Source organism: Bacteroidota bacterium (genome assembly GCA_018831055.1).
Classification (GTDB): Bacteria; Bacteroidota; Bacteroidia; order Bacteroidales; family B18-G4; genus M55B132.
Genome location: JAHJRE010000171.1, coordinates 1 through 18,224, shown reverse-complemented (window position 1 = coordinate 18,224; position 18,224 = coordinate 1). Strand labels below are relative to the sequence as shown.

General features: G+C 46.2%; 18 protein-coding genes. 5 read left to right on the top strand and 13 right to left on the bottom strand.

The genetic code is table 11. The annotated features are described in order from the left end of the window. The first annotated feature begins 4 nt into the window (after positions 1 to 4). Positions 5 to 772 (top strand): dihydroorotate dehydrogenase electron transfer subunit, encoded by a 768-nt coding sequence (locus KKA81_11150; GenBank protein ID MBU2651482.1) that lies wholly within the window; start codon positions 5 to 7, stop codon positions 770 to 772. Then, positions 766 to 1,671: a dihydroorotate dehydrogenase gene (locus KKA81_11145; protein MBU2651481.1), complete on the top strand. Its 906-nt coding sequence runs from the start codon at positions 766 to 768 to the stop codon at positions 1,669 to 1,671. The genes KKA81_11150 and KKA81_11145 overlap by 7 nt, the downstream gene beginning before the upstream one ends. Here the strand turns inward: KKA81_11145 and KKA81_11140 are convergent. From KKA81_11140 to murB, 3 genes are all read right to left on the bottom strand, one after another. Continuing rightward, on the bottom strand, positions 1,664 to 2,017 hold the full coding sequence (locus KKA81_11140; protein ID MBU2651480.1) for a TM2 domain-containing protein: 354 nt from the start codon (positions 2,015 to 2,017) through the stop codon (positions 1,664 to 1,666). The two genes, KKA81_11145 and KKA81_11140, sit on opposite strands and share 8 nt — an antisense overlap. Then, a complete protein-coding gene (locus KKA81_11135; GenBank protein MBU2651479.1) occupies positions 2,017 to 2,328 on the bottom strand; it encodes a DUF2752 domain-containing protein in 312 nt (103 codons plus the stop codon). Before KKA81_11135 ends, KKA81_11140 begins: the two co-directional genes overlap by 1 nt. A 322-nt stretch (positions 2,329 to 2,650) precedes the next feature. Then, complete coding sequence (gene murB, locus KKA81_11130) at positions 2,651 to 3,670, bottom strand: UDP-N-acetylmuramate dehydrogenase (GenBank protein MBU2651478.1); 1,020 nt, start codon at positions 3,668 to 3,670, stop codon at positions 2,651 to 2,653. Between the two features lie 96 nt (positions 3,671 to 3,766). Between murB and KKA81_11125 the strand changes: the two genes are divergently transcribed. Continuing rightward, positions 3,767 to 4,882 (top strand): glycosyltransferase, encoded by a 1,116-nt coding sequence (locus KKA81_11125; protein ID MBU2651477.1) that lies wholly within the window; start codon positions 3,767 to 3,769, stop codon positions 4,880 to 4,882. Next, on the top strand, positions 4,875 to 6,002 hold the full coding sequence (locus tag KKA81_11120) for a glycosyltransferase family 1 protein (protein MBU2651476.1): 1,128 nt from the start codon (positions 4,875 to 4,877) through the stop codon (positions 6,000 to 6,002). The genes KKA81_11125 and KKA81_11120 overlap by 8 nt, the downstream gene beginning before the upstream one ends. Here KKA81_11120 and KKA81_11115 read toward each other — a convergent pair. The 10 genes from KKA81_11115 to KKA81_11070 form a co-directional block, all read right to left on the bottom strand. Beyond that, a complete protein-coding gene (locus KKA81_11115) occupies positions 5,991 to 6,668 on the bottom strand; it encodes an ATP-binding cassette domain-containing protein (GenBank protein MBU2651475.1) in 678 nt (225 codons plus the stop codon). The genes KKA81_11120 and KKA81_11115 overlap by 12 nt on opposite strands. A gap of 6 nt (positions 6,669 to 6,674) precedes the next feature. Then, positions 6,675 to 7,346, bottom strand: coding sequence for a MarC family protein (locus KKA81_11110; GenBank protein MBU2651474.1), 672 nt, complete (start codon positions 7,344 to 7,346; stop codon positions 6,675 to 6,677). Between the two features lie 83 nt (positions 7,347 to 7,429). Beyond that, positions 7,430 to 8,002 (bottom strand): electron transport complex subunit RsxA, encoded by a 573-nt coding sequence (gene rsxA, locus KKA81_11105; protein ID MBU2651473.1) that lies wholly within the window; start codon positions 8,000 to 8,002, stop codon positions 7,430 to 7,432. A gap of 11 nt (positions 8,003 to 8,013) precedes the next feature. Then, on the bottom strand, positions 8,014 to 8,598 hold the full coding sequence (locus KKA81_11100; GenBank protein ID MBU2651472.1) for an electron transport complex subunit E: 585 nt from the start codon (positions 8,596 to 8,598) through the stop codon (positions 8,014 to 8,016). After that, a complete protein-coding gene (locus KKA81_11095; GenBank protein ID MBU2651471.1) occupies positions 8,595 to 9,173 on the bottom strand; it encodes an RnfABCDGE type electron transport complex subunit G in 579 nt (192 codons plus the stop codon). Before KKA81_11095 ends, KKA81_11100 begins: the two co-directional genes overlap by 4 nt. 27 nt (positions 9,174 to 9,200) lie before the next feature. Further along, complete coding sequence (locus tag KKA81_11090; protein ID MBU2651470.1) at positions 9,201 to 10,211, bottom strand: RnfABCDGE type electron transport complex subunit D; 1,011 nt, start codon at positions 10,209 to 10,211, stop codon at positions 9,201 to 9,203. 3 nt (positions 10,212 to 10,214) lie between these two features. Next, complete coding sequence (gene rsxC / locus KKA81_11085; GenBank protein ID MBU2651469.1) at positions 10,215 to 11,555, bottom strand: electron transport complex subunit RsxC; 1,341 nt, start codon at positions 11,553 to 11,555, stop codon at positions 10,215 to 10,217. Between the two features lie 32 nt (positions 11,556 to 11,587). Continuing rightward, positions 11,588 to 12,589, bottom strand: coding sequence for an RnfABCDGE type electron transport complex subunit B (locus KKA81_11080; GenBank protein MBU2651468.1), 1,002 nt, complete (start codon positions 12,587 to 12,589; stop codon positions 11,588 to 11,590). A gap of 187 nt (positions 12,590 to 12,776) precedes the next feature. Beyond that, entirely contained in the window at positions 12,777 to 15,173 is a 2,397-nt protein-coding gene (locus tag KKA81_11075) for a T9SS type A sorting domain-containing protein (GenBank protein ID MBU2651467.1), read from the bottom strand. 161 nt (positions 15,174 to 15,334) lie between these two features. Continuing rightward, positions 15,335 to 17,686, bottom strand: coding sequence for a T9SS type A sorting domain-containing protein (locus tag KKA81_11070; protein MBU2651466.1), 2,352 nt, complete (start codon positions 17,684 to 17,686; stop codon positions 15,335 to 15,337). A 119-nt stretch (positions 17,687 to 17,805) separates the two neighbouring features. Between KKA81_11070 and KKA81_11065 the strand changes: the two genes are divergently transcribed. Next, positions 17,806 to 18,096, top strand: coding sequence for a hypothetical protein (locus tag KKA81_11065; protein MBU2651465.1), 291 nt, complete (start codon positions 17,806 to 17,808; stop codon positions 18,094 to 18,096). The last annotated feature ends 128 nt before the right edge of the window (positions 18,097 to 18,224 follow it).

Sequence of the window (18,224 nt, the reverse complement as noted above, 5' to 3'; positions counted from 1 at the left end):
CAGAATGAAAAGAGTCCAGGATTTTAAAGTAGCCGGTCACCGGTGGCTCAGCGACAACAGCTTCCTGATCGAGTTCCGTTCGGAAGAGAGCATCCCTCCTATCCTGCCGGGTAATTTCGCCGAAATCAAGGTTCCGGGAAACCCCGGTGTTTTCCTGCGCCGGCCGTTTTCGATATATGATGCAGATACCATTTACAATACCCTTACATTTTTTGTAAAAGTCATTGGTAAAGGCACAGCCGGACTGGGCAATCTCCGGCAGGGCGAGACGGTAAACATCCTGTACCCTTTGGGCAATCATTTTACGGTCAGCAACGAAGGTCCGGTCCTCATTGTCGGAGGAGGTTCCGGAATAGCTCCCTTCCTGCTCCTTGGCAAAGCATTGCAGGAAAAGGGAGTCCCTGCGACCTACCTTATCGGAGGGCGAACATCTGCAGATGTGTACCTTACGGAGGAATTTGGGCGCTATGGGAACGTATTGACTACCACCGAAGACGGATCAGCGGGCGTTAAAGGAATGGTAACAGACCATCCTGTATTCCAGGAAGAAGGTTTTCCTTACCGGAAAATATATACCTGCGGGCCTGATCCCATGATGAAAGCCGTTGCTGCCATTGCCCGCCGGAAAGCTGCCGGGTGTGAGGCCTCCCTTGAGAACACTATGGCCTGCGGCTTCGGGGCCTGCCTCTGCTGTGTGACCGATACCACAACCGGCAAACGCTGTGTATGCACCGACGGACCTGTATTCAACATAAAAGAGTTGTTATGGTAAACCTGAATGTCAACATCGGAAATCTTAAGCTGAAGAACCCGGTTACCACGGCCTCCGGGACTTACGCATACGGGCAGGAATTCAATGATTTCATGGACATAAGCAGGCTGGGTGGGATTTTTGTGAAAGGCTTGACTCTGCACAACCGGGAAGGCAACAATTACCCCCGTATGGCTGAAACAGCAAGCGGCATGCTGAATTCTGTAGGTTTACAAAATAAGGGAATCGATCATTTCATCGAACATATTTTCCCGGCCATCAAAGACTCCGGCACTCAAATCATTGCCAATGTCAATGGAAGTACGATCGAAGACTATATAGCCGTTTCCGAGAAGCTGAATGATCTGGAGGGAATGGAAGCCATTGAATTGAACATTTCCTGTCCCAATGTTAAGGAGGGCGGCATGGCCTTCGGCATCAATCCTAAATCGGCCAGGGAAGCAACAGAAGAAGTCCGGAAAGTCTATAAAAAGACTCTTATTGTTAAGCTATCTCCTAACGTGACCCACATCGATGAGATGGCCCGGATCGTGGAAGACGCGGGGGCAGATGCCGTGTCGCTGGTGAACACATTCCTGGGAATGGCCATAGACGCAGAAAAACGCAAGCCCATCCTGTCGACCATCACCGGAGGCTTATCCGGTCCCTGCATCAAACCCATTGCCCTCAGGATGGTATGGCAGGTTTATAAAGCCGTTAAAATACCGGTTGTCGGCATGGGCGGTATCATGGATGCCACGGATGCCATAGAATTCATGCTGGCAGGTTCAACAGCCATACAAGTAGGAACCGCCAATTTCATCGACCCCTCCGTTTCCGTAAGGATCATCGACGGTATTGTTGAATACTGCGAAAAATACGGGGTTAAAGATGTAAATGAACTCGTTGGAGTTATTTAATATCCTTAACTATTCCGGCAGTTTCATGCGCCATGCGCTGGTTATATTCATATGCCAGATCCTGGTAATTGATCAGGTCAATAATGGTTCCGATGAAACACAGCCCGGCTGTAAACAGGTAAAGCAATCCCATACCGATCTGACCGACGAGAAAGCGTTGCACGCCGGCAACCACTATAAAGCCCAATAATGTGGTCAGCAGGATCATTTGAGGATCACGTCTGCGTGTCCGGTAAATATTTGCAAAAGTCTGGATCTGGGACTCGGTATACTCCTTGGTCAGGCTTTGCACCAAAACAAGTTCTCTTCCCTGTAGCTCAGGTAAATACTGATAAATGTTTGCCATTACGTTAATGATTTTTGTGTGATTAAATCCTTTCTATATTTATAGAAAATATTGACGATCCTGTATAAAAGTATAACTATTGCCGGAACTCCCAGTGGGTGAGCTTCAAATGACCTCAGCAGTTCACCCCTGAAGAACCAGGAAATAGAATGTCCCAGTCCGCAGCCCGGACAATACTCAAAGCCCAGGTTCTTTAGCGGGCACAGGCTGAAATGATCGCATCCCGGATCGGTCATGGCCAGCGAGAACAGTGCGATAATCCAGACAAATGCTTCCAGGTTGTGCCGGAGGAAGTGCCAGGCTTTGCTCATATTGCTAAATATACTCTTTAAGCCGGTTTAAAGTGAAATCAAATTTAGTTCAATCGGAGATGAAAAGCAATGTAGATTTAGAATTTTCTTTGAACCACAATAGGCACAGTAGTAATAAACCACAATAGTCACAATAGAGCACATTAGAGATATATTATGACTAATCAAATACCTCCATAACTATAAAACAATGAAGATATTAACACTTTAGTATTATAAAAAACTACTGTGTTCTACTGTGACTATTGTGGTTTATTACTACTGTGTTCTACTGTGACTATTGTGGTTTATTACTAATGTGTTCTACTGTGACTATTGTGGTTTAAATAATACGCACTTCCCTCTCCAGCTCAACACCAAATTTTTCCAGCACCGATAATCTGATTCTTTCGGAGAGGTTAAAAATATCATTTCCTGAAGCTTTTCCATAATTCACCAGTACCAGGGCCTGCTTTTCATGAACTCCGGCATCCTCTTCACGATAACCTTTCCATCCGCATTGTTCAATGAGCCATCCGGCGGCAAGTTTAACGGTATCATCCTGTTGAGGGTATCCCGGGATATCAGGATAATCAGCCTTTAATCCCTCAAAAAAATCCGTGGATACCGCAGGATTTTTAAAAAAACTGCCTGCATTACCTGTGATTTCAGGATCGGGCAATTTGGAGGAGCGGATCCTTCTAACGGCCGCGGCTACATCACGGATTCCCGGGAAAACTATGTTATCCTGCATCAATTCATAAGCTATGGCACCATAGGAGATGTTAAGCTGTGGATTGCGATCAAGTCTGAAAGTCACCGAAGTAATAATATATTTACCTTGGAGTTTCTGTTTAAAAACACTGTCGCGGTAACCGAAGCGGCAATCCTCCGCGGAGAAAGACATGATATTTCCTGTTTCAATCTCCACAGCCTGCAATGCGTAGAAATGGTCTTTCAGCTCTACTCCGTAGGCCCCTATATTTTGAATCGGTCCTGCCCCAACCTTTCCCGGTATCATACTAAGGTTTTCGAGGCCACCATAGCCTTTCGAGAGACAATAGCTTACCAGATCATCCCAAATCTCCCCGGCAGCAGCCTTAACCATCACATGCCCGTTGTCTCCTTCTTCTTCAGAAATGCCTTTGTTATCGATTAAAACTACCAAACCGGGAAAATCCCGGGTAAAAAGGATATTGGAACCCCCACCCAGGATGAGAAGATCCTTCAGACTGTTTTTCTTATATAATTCCAGGATATGAAGCAGATCGGTTTCGGAAAAGACATGGCTGAAATACCGGGCTGACGCATCCAAACCAAAGGTATTCAGACCTTTTAATGATATATTTTCAAGCAGTTGCATCACTTCAAAGATAAACCTTTCCGGCAGAAAAATAGAAACGGGAATGGTACGTTTTGCTAATAATACTAAATTAGCATTTAATCCAAACCAACGACCTTGAAGAAAGCAGTCCTGTCTGTCATTAACGATCTTGTGACCGACCAGCGTCTCGACCGTATATGCACAACCCTCACAGGGATGGGGTTTGAGGTAATGCTGGTAGGGCGCAGGAAAAAGGGCAGTCTGCCACTGCAGCCCAGGGATTACCGCATGCACCGGATGAAACTGCTTTTTTCCAAAGGAGCGTTATTCTATGCCGAATACAATATCCGCTTGTTTCTGTATCTCCTCTTTCACCGGGCCGACATCCTGGTTTCCAATGACCTCGACACCCTTCCGGCGAATTACCTTGCCTCACGGATAAAGCGCAAGCCGCTCATCCACGACAGCCACGAATATTTCACAGAGACCCCGGAGTTGGTGAACCGGAAACGGGTTCAGTCAATATGGAAGTGGTTTGAACGCCAAATCTTTCCGAAGTTAAAAACCGTGTACACCGTCAATGAGTCCATCGCAGGGCTTTACGAGCAGGAATACGGTATACGGCCGCATGTTATCCGCAATATTCCCGCTTCCGGCAAGGTTCAGCCAAAGCTTTCCCGGGCGGAACTGGGATTACCGGACGACAAAAATATAATTCTGTTGCAGGGTGCCGGCATCAACATACAGCGGGGAGCCGAGGAAATGGTGGAAGCAATGACCTATATGGAGGATAGCATCTTCCTGATCGTTGGCGATGGGGATGTGCTTCCCGTTCTTAAGAGCATGGTCAGGGATTTATCCCTGGAAGAAAAGGTAAAATTCATCCCCAGGCAACCCCTGGAAAAGGTGAGACAGTATACCATCCTGGCCGACATTGGTATAAGCCTCGACAAAGACACCAACATCAATTACCGGTTTAGCCTGCCCAACAAACTGTTTGATTACATACATGCCGGACTTCCCATCCTGGCATCCCCATTGGTAGAAGTTAAGAAGATCATCAAAAAATACGATATAGGCATGACGATACAAAACCATGATCCCCGGCACATTGCGGATTGCCTGCTAAACATGTTGAGTGACAGGCAGAGAATGGCAATCTGGAAAGAAAATCTTACATTTGCTGCGAAAGAACTGTGCTGGGAAAAGGAAGAAAATAAACTAAAACAAATATACAGTCCCTTTGTCTGAACGGCATCTGCATATCATCTCCTTCGACGTTCCCTATCCGGCTAATTACGGGGGAGTTATCGATGTTTTTTACAAGATAAAGGCCTTACATGCCAAGGGGATCAGGATACATCTTCATTGCATTGAATATCCCGGACGTGACCGTGCCGATGAATTGAATCAATATTGTGAAGAAGTTCATTATTATCCCAGGAAGATGGGATTTATCTCTGCCCTGAGCCTGAAACCCTATATTGTGTCGAGCCGCCGTTCGAAGGAAATGCTTGATAAACTCCTGAAAGACGATTACCCTATTTTGTTTGAAGGCTTACACAGTTGTTTTTACATCTCCCACAAGGCCTTGCAATCGAGGAAAAAGATTTACCGGGAAAGCAATATTGAGCATAGATATTATTTCAATCTGTTCAAAGTCGACAGGAAATTTCTTCACAAGTTGTATTTCCTCACTGCCAGTATGAAACTGAGATTATATCAGCGCGTTTTGCGCCATGCCGATCTCATGCTGGTAGTTTCGCAGAAAGACACTATATACCTGAAAAAACATTTCAGGAATAACAAGGTTTATTATCTCCCCAGTTTCCATCCCAACGATCAGGTTTCTGTTAAAGGTGGAAAAGGAGAATATGTACTATATCACGGTAACATTGAGGTTCCGGAGAATGCCCATGCCGCACAATTTTTGATGACAGAAGTCTTTAACGACCTCGATCAAAAGCTGGTCATTGCAGGAATGAAGCCACCGTTGTATATTAAAAAGTTAGCCTCCGGTATGACCAATGTGGAAATCATTGAGAACCCGGATGATGAGACGATGTTCCGGTTAATCCGCGACGCCCACGTTAACATTCTGGTTACCTTTCAGGCGACCGGTTTAAAGTTGAAACTGCTGAACACGCTGTATAATGGGAGGTTTTGTCTTGTCAACGACAAGATGCTGAACGGGACAAGGCTTAACGGTCTATGCATCACCGGGAACACTGCAATTGAATTGAAGGCCAGGCTGGCGGAATTATCCGGGAGGGAATTTGACCGGCAGGAGATTATCAAGAGGGAAGAAATTCTTCAGGATCTGTACAGCAATGATTCCAATGCCGACCATTTGATCGAGTTAATCTATTAATTCCAGAAGGTTTCCATCTTCACATTTCAGGGTACGTGCTTTAAAATCCTGAAACAATGAATAATCGTGAGTAGCCATAACCACGGCCCTGCCGGCAGTGCGAATATCGAACAAAAGCCTCATGATACCTTTGGATGATTCGGGGTCGAGGTTACCTGTAGGCTCATCAGCCAGGATGATATCAGGATCATTAACGAGAGCACGGGCTATGCTCACACGTTGTTGTTCGCCCTGGGAAAGCTGGTGTGGCATTTTAAACCCTTTGGTTCCGAGGCCGACTTTTTCCAGCACATCCTGCATGCGCTCCTCCATCTTTCGTTTGTCTTTCCAGCCGGTGGCTTTCATGACAAATAAGAGGTTTTCGTTCACATTACGGTCTGTAAGCAACTGAAAATCCTGGAAAACAATACCGAGCTTTCTTCTCAGGAAAGGCACTTCGCGGGATCTCAGTTTACGGAGGTCATGATCTACCACCCGTGCACTTCCTTCCAGCACAGGCAGTTCGGCATAAATGGTTTTCAGCAGGGAGCTTTTGCCGCTTCCCGTCCGGCCGATTATGTATACAAATTCACCTTTTTCAATCTGAAAGGAAACCTCGGTTAACACCAGGTTATCTTTTTGGTAGATCGGGACTTTATCGAATTCTATGACAACATCAAGAGACATAAAGTATTATTTATATAACAGGTCTATTGCATTTTTTATTCCTGACAGGACCATCTGCGTGGCAATAACTGCGAGAATAAGCCCCATGATCTTCGATATTACACTAATCAGATGCTTACCAAGAAATGAAACGATCCTGTTTCCGGATATAAACAGGATAAAGGTAATAAAACACATCAAAGCAAAAGCGGCAATAACGGAAATAATATGGATCAACCAGGGAAGTACCGAATTTAATCCTGCGAAGTTCATTGCAGTTGCAATAGTGCCGGGACCTGCAAGGATAGGTATTGCCAAAGGCGTTAAAGCTATGTTCAGGGTAGAATCGGGATCAGAGGCCTCGGCCTGGATCTCATCACTCTCTTCTTTTGGCGGGTTGTGGGCTTCTGCATTCTTACCCTGCAACATATTATAACCTACCCAGAACAATAAAATGCCACCGGTGATTTGAAAAGCCGGTAGGGTTATTCCAAAAAGTTTAAAAATAAATTTTCCCAGGATGATAAACACTGTGACTATTATGAATGCATACATAACAGATTTCACGGCCACCTGTCTTTGTGATTTTCTATCAAGGTTCGAGGTAAGGCCAAGAAAAATGGGTGTATTGGCAATAGGATTCATGATAGCAAAAAAGCCCATGATCATAGTTGTCATCAGTAATATTTCCTTATGCATGGAGGTTGTTTTGGTTTAACATACAAAAATAAAAAAACCCGGCAAGCATGCAAGCCGGGTTCAAAGACTCTTTTGACGTATGATCAGACCATTCCTGCAAATCCCATAAAAGCAAGGGCAAGAATTCCTGCGGTAACGAGTGCGATCGGTACGCCTCTCATTCCTTTAGGGACTTCCATAAGGTCGAGGTGTTCCCGTAGTCCGGCGAAAAGTAGCATAGCCAGACCGAAACCCAAAGCATTAGAAATGGCAAAAACAACCCCTTCCAGGAGGTTGAAATCTTTGGCGATGGTTAGCAGGGCAACACCGAGCACAGCACAGTTCGTTGTAATAAGAGGCAGAAAAATTCCCAGGGCCTGATACAGAGGGGGGCTTATTTTTTTCAGAATAATTTCAACCATCTGGACCAAAGCTGCTATCACCAGGATAAAACTTATGGTTTGCAGGAAGGTGATATTAAGCGGGGCAAGCACATAATTATAAATAAGCCAGGTAACGACAGTTGCGATAGTCATTACGAACAAAACGGCACCACTCATACCGGCGGCTGTGTCAACCTTATTCGATACACCCAGGAAGGGGCAAATACCCAGGAATTGGGCCAATACGATATTGGAAACGAAAATGGCGGAGACGATTATAATAAAATATTCCATATCTTATTGATTTAAGCGGTTTTTTTGAATCTGTTGAACATGGCAATGAGGTAACCAAGAACGAGGAACGCTCCCGGTTGAAGGATAAATACCAGGATGGCATCACCGGGAACAAATTTATAACCGAAGATGGAACCTGCACCCAGCATTTCCCTTACGGAACCGAGTAAAGTAAGGGCAAAGGTAAATCCGAGACCCATCCCAAGTCCATCGATCAGGGATGAGAAGAATCCCTGTTTGGAGGCAAAGCCCTCAGCTCTACCCAGCACAAGACAATTGACCACGATGAGTGGAATAAAGATTCCCAGGGCTGCAAACAATGAAGGAGCATAAGCCTGCATCACCAGTTCCACTATGGTTACAAAAGAAGCAATTATCACGATAAAAGATGGTATTCTTACCTTATTGGGAATCAGATTTTTGATCAGGGAAACAACCATATTGGAAGACAATAATACAAACGTGGTTGCTATACCCATTCCAAATCCATTAAAGGCAGAAGATGTTACCGCAAGCGTGGGACAGAGCCCCAGCAACAAACTGAATACCGGATTCTCTTTTACAAATCCCTTGGTAAAATTGACCCATTGGTTCATTTGCTTTCCTCCTTAATGTTTTCATAAGTTAGATATGCTCTTTCCACAGCATCACAGAATGCTCTTGAACTGATGGTTGCTGCTGTGATTGCATCCACCTGACCCCCATCTTTTTTCACTTTCAACGTAAAATCCTTTGGATTTATATTCATAAACTGATCCTTGAATTCCGGTAGCGACATTTTAGTTCCCAAACCCGGTGTTTCTTTTTGCTGAATTACTTCTGTATTAGATATGGTTCCATCAGGAAGGATGCCAACCATGAGCTTAATGGGAGTAGGATCATAGCCTTGTGTGGAATAAGAAAGCACGGCTGTACCCACAACATTTCCATCCTTGATTCCCTGGTTAAAAACCAGCGAGTCGGCACCATTCACCGGCAGAACCCTGAAAGTTTTCAACTCATCAAAACCCGGAATAACCTGTCGTATTGCAGCTTCCTGTGCTGCTTTTTCAGCCAGGGCAATGGGGCCCTTAGTCAGGTTATAAATACCTCCAAGCGACAAAGAAGCAATCAGGGTGATTATGAACAGGGTAAGCACCATATTCTTAAAAGTTGATTCTATTTTTGCCATATCTTTTTTATTAAAAAGCGTTAATCATTAAGCCTGAGCCACTTTTTCACCGAAGCGCCTGGGCTTGAAGGCCCTGTTTATCAAAGGAGTAAAGCCATTCATGATCAGGATGGCGAAAGCCACACCTTCGGGATATGCCCCCCACAACCTGATGATGGCCGTGAGCAAACCTGCACCGATTCCGAAAATCAGCATCCCCCGAAAGGCAATTGGAGTTGTGACCATATCGGTGGCCATGAAGAAAACCCCAAGCATGAGTCCGCCGGTCACCAGATGGAAGAAAGGACTGGCATACTGCATGGGATCGATGAGGTGCATGATACCGGTAAAAGCAAAGAATGTCAACAAATAAGCCACAGGGGTATGCCAGGTGATGATCTTACGGATCAGCATATATAAAGCTCCCAGGATCAATGCAATAGCGGATATTTCACCAAGAGATCCTCCCTGATTGCCCATAAGTTCATTGATATATCCGGGCATTTCGGGCATTTGCATAATATCGGGTATACTCTGCCCCATCTTGAGTTGTTCTTTCATCAATCCGAGTGGTGTCGGTCCTGTTACTGCATCCATAAGGGCGGTGCCACCGAAAACGGGTTTTGGCAGGGGCCAGGACGTCATTTGCACAGGAAAGGAGATCAGCAGGAAAATCCTACCAACCAGGGCGGGATTAAAGGGATTTTTTCCCAGTCCGCCGAAAGACATTTTTGCCACAACAATGGTAACAAATGCTCCGACGATGATCATCCATACCGGCAGGTTGGCCGGTACATTGAATGCCAGGAGTATTCCGGCTACCAGAGCGGATCCGTCATTAATGGTGTTTGGTCCTTTCAGGATATACTTTTGTACTATCCATTCGAAAAAGATACAGGCAACGGATGAAATGACCAGTATTTTAAGGGCATCGAGCCCGAAAAAATACACCGATACCAGGATGGCCGGTATCATGGCATATACCACGCCGTACATGATCTTTTTAACGGAATCATCCCCATGGACGTGCGGGGAACCCGAAACTGTCAACATGTTCATATGCTATTTTTTTCCTCGGTTTCTAATGATTTGACCAACCTTGTTCTTGCCCAGCCTGATATAATCAAGCAGAGGCCTGCCTGAAGGACAAATATAATGGCAGGATCCACATTCGATGCAATCCATGATCCTTTCATTTTCTGCCTTATCCCACATTTCCCTTTTAGACAGCTGAGAAAGTAATAAGGGTTCAAGTCCCATAGGACAAACAGAAACACAGCGGCCGCAACGGATACAAGGTTTAATTTCCACCCTGGCAGAATCTTTTTCCTCCATAACCAGGATGCCTGAAGTACCCTTGACCACCGGGGTTTCCAGGGATATCAAAGCTTTACCCATCATAGGACCACCACTGATTATTTTTCCTGCATTTTCAGGCAGACCGCCGGCTTTTTCAAACAACTGGGAAATCGGGGTTCCAATTCTGACCATGAAATTGGAAGGCCGGCTGACCGGTTTTCCTGTCAGGGTAACCACCCGTTCGATGAGCGGTTTATTTTTCTGGATAGCCTCATAAACGGCAAAAGCAGTTCCTACATTGTGAACTACAGCGCCAACCTCAATAGGCAGTTTTCCGGAAGGCACTTCACGGTTGATCACCGCCTTGATGAGCTGTTTTTCACCCCCCTGAGGATATTTCACCTTCAGCGGGACTATGGTGATACCTTCAAAGGATTCTGCTAATCCGCTTAGATGGCGGATAGCATCCGGTTTATTGTTTTCTATTCCGATGAATGCTTTTTGTACACCCAGACCTTTCATCAGGATCTTTGTACCGATAAGAATCTCTTCCCCCTTACTCAGCATTAGCTGGTGGTCGGAAGTCAGGTAAGGTTCGCACTCTACCCCATTGATCAGGAGGTATTCCGCCTTTTTCCCGTCAGGGACCATCAGTTTCACATGGGAAGGAAAGGTAGCCCCTCCAAGGCCTACAATTCCCATCTCCTTGATCCTGTCGATGATCTCTTTTTGCGACAGTTTAATATCCTTAATAATTGTTTCGGTCCTGTCGATTGAGGGATCCCATTCATCACCTTCCACGGTAATGAATACAGCCGGTCTTTTATAACCGCTGGTATCGGTAATAGTATCAATCTTCAGCACCTTCCCTGAAACGGAGGAATGTACGTTGGAGGAGATAAATGCTTCACCATTGGCGATCAGTTGACCCACCTTTACTTCATCCCCTTTATTGACCAGCGGTTTAGCCGGGGCTCCCAGGTTCTGGTTCAGCGGTATAAAAGCTTGCTTAGGTGGTTCAAGCACTTCAATGGCCCTGCCGGCAGAAATTTTATTCTCAGCCGGATGGACTCCCCCAATACTGAAAGTTTTTAAAGTACTCATCCTGTATATATGGATTATACGTTGATGTTTTATTATTTTTCCTTGGTTTCTTCAGTTTTATCCGCGGTAGTGGATTCCCCGGCTGATTCGGTTTTCTTTTCCGTTTCGGCTTTTCTGGGAGGAAAATTCAGTTCGTGTATGGCGCCGGTGGGGCATTCCGTTACGCACTTCCTGCATAGTTTGCATTTCACAGGATCGATATAAGCCAGGTTGTTTTCCATGGTAATGGCCTCGAAAGGGCACACCTTCACACATTTTCCGCAACCTATGCAGGCCACTTCGCAATTTTTACGGGCCGGGCCGCCTTTTTCTTCATTAACGCAGCACACATAGATGCGACGGTCTTTCTTTCCTTTGGGCCGGAGTTCGATGATACCCCTCGGACAAGCCTTGACGCAGGCACCACAAGCAACGCATTTATCATTTACCACCGGCAAGCCCGTTTCTTCATCGATAAATATTGCATCGAACTGGCATGATATTACACAGTCGCCCAATCCGAGACAGCCGTTGGGGCAGCCGCTTTCTCCCGAATAGAGATTATGGGCAAAGCTACAGGTTGCAGGACCATCATAATTTATCTTCTTCGGAGCATTGCTTCGGCTTCCGTTGCATCTGACCACTGCGATCATGGGCTCCTTCTCCTCCACCGTCATACCCAGCAGGCCCGCAACTTTAGTCATCACTGCAGAACCACCCACCGGGCAGTTAAAATTGTCGAGGTTCTCTCCCTTGCTAACCGCCTTGACCATGGCCTCCGCGAAATTTCTGCAACCGGCAAAACCACATCCACCGCAATTGGCAGCAGGTAAAGCCGCTTCTACCACATCGATTCTCGGATCCTCTATCACCTTGAATTTCTGAGCTACCACGTATAAAACTACGGCGGCAACAACGCCAATGGCACTCAGGGAAATGAAAGAATAAAGTATTACATCGTTCACGGCACTATTCCTTTTTTGTGTTTCAATACGCGAAAATCGCGCTGTTTGGGAATTAACAAGAGGCAAAATTAAAATAAATGCCGCACCCATCCATGATTTGGGAGCTTTTTTACTACCATATTAAACATTGATTAACAACCTGTTAACCAACAGGCATAAAACACCCTGTAACAACAAAATCCTGAAAACCTTTTATAATAAGGAATTCAGGATTTTCTTAGAATACATCTAAATTGAACCCGGTCAATAATTTAGAAAGGGTATAAAATATGGTATCTTACCGGATGAGCACCGGTAAGCTTTGAACATGCCTGCCATCGGTAATCCTGACATAATACGTTCCTTTACCCAGGAGGTTCAGGTCGAAATTACGCAGGTATTCACCATTGAAATTACGCATTCTTTCTTTGAACAAGCTTTGTCCGGAAGCATTCAGGATTTCAAGATCGATCACACTGCTTTTTTTTCCTGCAATATCAACAGTAAAATTTCCCGGGTTTGGATTGGGGTAAATTACCATAATATAAGGATCATTCCTGAATTCCCCGATAGAAAAGCAGGGATCATACGTCACCACGAGTGAACTGGATGCGGTATCCTCACACGCGGTGGATATCCCGGTTATCATCAGTTCAGTGCTACCGGCTGCAGTATCGGCGGTTCCCGGGAAATAAACAGGGGAAAGGACAAAAGGATCAGAGAAAGAACCATCGCCGGAAGAAGACCATGTTACCTGATCATAGTTCCTCGCGTAGCCATTCAACGGTACTACGCTGTAGGTACAAACGGTGGTATCATTGCCTGCTCTAACGGTAACGAGAGAATCAATGAACAAGGTCATCATATCCGTGGCCGATTGCCCCGGGAGATATCCTGTTACGGTCACGGAAAGGTCCACGGAGCCCTTTGCAATATCCTGGGGACCTCTGAGGTAGGCCATATTCAGTTTATTGGGGTTTTGGAACATTCCATCGCCGGAGGTAGTCCAACGAACGCTTTTATAAAATTCTGCCTGGGGTGTATGGTAGAACACCTGGTTAACACAAATGGCGGTATCATTTCCGGCATTCACGAGAGGAGCAGAAATGGGGCCAAAGTCAAACGAACAAATCCGGGTTTTCCATCCTCCGATGCAATATTCATGAGTATACCAAAAAGTTGAATCATCCAGGGGATCTACCGACATCATTGCATAATCGCCCCAGCGGCTGTAAGCCCCTTGCGAACCGCTACCGGCAATAACCTCTATTTCAGCAAGGTTCATTTCGCCGAGGGGGGCATCGGCGGTTCTGCCGACATACCTCATAGAAGGGAAAAGGGTATCGCTTGAAATGGAAAAGCCCAGGGCGATGGTTCCCTTGCTGTTCATGGCCATTGTTCCCATCCAGCGGCTGTTATCATCGGGGGCATAGGTTCCCTGCTGGTAGATATACCATCCGTTTCCGTTAAAATCGTCTCTTAGTTCATACCAGCGTATTCCGGCTTTTCCAGCCCCATCGGCATTCACGGTATGGTTAACCACCATGGCAGCATGGCTTCCAAAATTCCGGTAATGGAGACGGTACATAAGGCGGTCGGATATGGCTTCCAGCCTTGTACCGGTGGCGGGTTGATGAATACACTGCCAACGCGGGGCCTCACAAAGCTGTGAAGTGAAAGGCTGGGTTTGCAGGATGGACTTCTCGGTAAACGTGCTGGCCGAGGGGTTATCCCAATCGGCTTTGAACTCCCAGATCCGGAGCTGGTCGTAAGGGAAGCCCCAGGCATCGTCTTTAAAGAACATCATGTAGTTTGGTGTTCCTTCAGGAGGGGGCGCACCGTCAAAATCGGCAGGGAGGGCATTAAACACTATCGTTCCTTGCGGCATATCGAAAAGTATCATACGGGCATCCGGATCACCGGCCAGCATACGGTCGCGCTCAAAAGCGGCAGCGGCAGTACGGTTATATTCTCCGAACATATTAAATGTCGCGTAATATGCATCAGGCCAGATACCAATTTTAGGATAATCGTTGAATCCTGGAAACTGGAATGCATACTGAAACCAGGAGCCAAGAGGGTCACCGGTTTCGGAGATGGCAATGAGTTGCCAGAAAGTACCGTCGCCGGTATTGATGGCAAACTGGCTGGCAAGCCAGCGGTCAGCCTGCTCATCATAAAGCACAATAGGGTCGCCATCGTTCGTGCCTGTCCAGGATCCGATGAACCCACTCCACAAGGTGCTGTTGTCGACAGGTCCGTAAAGCCTGTTCCCGGCACGATCCCAAATGGCAAAGGATAGATTGATCATCTGGAAATAATGGTCAGGGCCAATATCTCCATCGGTATCCGGAGGCAATACACCGTTAACATTACCTACGCCATCAAAATTCATATGTGGCCCCCGGTGGTACAACTTGCCAAACGATTCCTGTAAAACAGGATCAGGCCCTTGAGGTTGGGAACCTTCCATGTTTCCGTCACCGATCATGAGGTTCATCTCATTCCGGATGATTCCATCTTTCCAGCTGCGGTCACGTTCCCCGGGAAGGATCACTTTCATTTCCCTCAGCGGTTCCGTTTTCCTGAAATAAGAAGCCTGTTCAATGCGAAGAGGCCCCTGCTGGCCGGCTGCGGTAAAGGCAATCAATACCATGACAGACCACAATAATAATGAACGGTAAGATATTTTCATCAAATTTAAAATTAGTTAAACACAAGGGTGTGAAATGCCGGGATTTCGCATTCAAAATTAAATAAATATATATACCGCAATAAAAAATCCGTGCAAATCTGTGTAATCTGTGGTTAATTGTAAAACACAGATTACACAGATTTGCATAGATTTTCAACCGACTAATATATTACGAGTTTCCTGGTCTGATGAGCATCCTCATTGCTGAGAGTGATGAAATATATTCCCTTCGGGAAAGCAGACATATCAATTCTTTTGCTGTGGTTTTCCTTCAGGGATGAAAGCCTGTGGGTAAACAGGTTTTGTCCGCTTAAATCGTATACCTGCAAGGTCATGTTTCCGCTACCGTTCATGATCACGTTGAAAGTTCCGGTGTTTGGATTGGGGATAATAGTCATTTCAGGACTTGTCAACGATACCTCTCCAATGCCGGTACATTCTTCGATTGTGACGGTGATCGTGCTGGCATCTGATTCGGCACAGGGAGTTTTGCCGCTTGCGGTGAGAGTCAGGTCAACAGTTCCAGCAGCGATATCAGTACTTCCCGGGGTATAGACAGCATTAAGCAGGGTTGCATCATCGAAGGATCCGTCCCCGCTGGTAGTCCAGAGCAAAGAGTCATAGCTTATAGCCGAAGCCTGATCCAGCCAGAGTACTTCACCGATACAGAGTAGAGTATCATTTCCTGCAAAAGCCGATGGCAGTTTGTTAACAGTAACCAGTACACTGTCGCTGGCAACGAAACCCGGTTCATATCCTTGTGCAGTAAGGGTAAGCATAACAGTGCCATTCACAATATCCTGCGGGCCTCTCAGGTACAAAGTGCTTATATTATTAGGATTCTGGAAAAAGCCGTCGCCGGCGGTTGTCCATAAAACACTTTGTGCAGAGGTAACAATTCCGTTGGCGGGGTATAGCATATTTTCGCAAATAGCGGTATCAGCACCGGCATTTACGGTGGGTGGTGCGAGAGGTGAGAGATTAAAGGAAACTATTCTTGTTCCCCAGTTGGATGCTTTCATATATTCCTGAGTAAACCAGAATGTGGAATCATCAACAGGATCCACCGACATGCAGGCATAGTCACCCCAGCGGTTCAGGAAGGTCTGGGAACTTAATCCTGTGATAACCTCTACTTCCTGGACGGTCATCTGTCCCAGAGGATCTTCAGCCCGGCGTCCGGTGTAACGGACAGAAGGATAAACAGTTGAGCTTGATGCGCTGAATCCCAGAGCGATGTCACCGTTTCCGTTCATAGCAATACTGCCCATCCAACGGTGGGTGATATCCGGAGAATAGGTGCCTTGCTGATAGATCGTCCAATTGGAACCGGTCTTTCTGAGTTCATACCAGCGCACACCTGCACGGCCGCTGTTATTAACAGTATGATTGAGCACAAGCGTCTGATGCGATCCAAAGTTCCTGTACTGGAGCCGGTACATCAGGAAAACAGCCAGGTCATCGAGTTTCTGGGAAGTACCCGGCTGCGGGATCCCGTTCAGACTGGAACTGAAAGTGGCAGGAGTCAATGTATTGACAAGGGTGAAGGAAGAGTTTCCTGTATTGTTCCAATCGACATCAAATTCGTATATCTCCAGGTTATGGTTATCAAAAGTCCTGAGGTGCGCAAAATAAGCCGGTGTTCCTGCCGGAGGAGGAGTTCCGTCAAAATCCGAAGGAAGCATCCCGAAGGTACTGGCTGAAAGGTCATAATAAACCATTCTTGCATTGGGGTTTCCTGCAAGCATCTCATCACGTTCAAGAGCGGCGACCCCCACACGGGTGTATGATCCGAACATATTGAATGTCATGTAATAAGCATCCGGCCACACAGCAAGCTTGGGATAATCATTAAAGGCAAAGAACTGAAAAGCGTAACGATACCATTCACCCAACGGGTCGGGAGTCTGCGACACTGCAACCAGTTCCCAGTAGGTTCCATTGCTGGTATTTACTGCGAACTGTGTGGCGATCCAACGGTCGGCGAGTTCATCATAGAGCACAACAGGGTCACCGTCGTTGGTTCCGCTCCATGGGCCGGGGAAACCGCTCCAGAGAGTGCTGTTGTCAACCGGACCGTAAAGTTTGGTTCCGTTTTTATCATAAATGGCAAACGAAAGATTGATCATCTGAAAATAATGGTTAGGGCCGACATCACCATCGGTATCCGGCGGATATACACCATTAACGTTCCCTGTACCATCCATGCTTACCAGGGGGCCCATTACCGAACGGGAGGAGCGTGATGACTGAACAGCGGCATCGGGGCCGTTAAAAGGATTATTTCTGACCATCTCGCGTATCTCGCCTTCAAAAGATTCATTTTGAATGACGCCATCTTTCCAGCTCCGGTCGCGTTGACCGGGAAGGATCACGGGCATGTCGCGCAATGGAGGTGTTTTATCGAAATAAACAGCCTTCTGAACAAGAGTAGGCTTAGTATACTTTTCCTGAGAAATGGCAGTTGCTGCAATGAGTGAAAGCGCAACAAAAACTAATAGTAATCTCTTCATTTTAAATCTGGTTGAATTTCACAAATAAAAAAGAAACAAAAATAAGGGTCTTTTGTTTAGTCGCACCATTTTATGAAAGCATACAGAAAACAAAAAAATATTATGAGTATTCGGAATGAGTGAAATCAAGTTACAGGTTACAGGTTACAGGCTGCAGGCTGCAGGTTGCAGGCTGCAGGTTGCAGGCTGCAGGTTGCAGGCTGCAGGTTACAGGCTTCATCGACCCTTACTGTTGGCCATACCAGTCCATAGGAAAAAACAGTATGCATGTGGAGGTCGCATTTCAGGGTTTTATATTCCAGGATGTCGGGAATTATGATCTCATGCCTTTGCTGCGGGGCAATGACAAAAGCGGTTCTGCCAGCTTTATTCAGGTAATTACTTCTCCTCTGCGGCTCTGCGCGAAATAAACTCAGCTATGAGATAAAAAATTTCCACTCTGAGAGAGCTATTTTTTTCGCGCAGAGGCGCAGAGTATGCAAGGGGCGCAGAGGGCGTGAAGTCAGAATCACCAAAATCCCTGCGTCCCTGCGGTTCT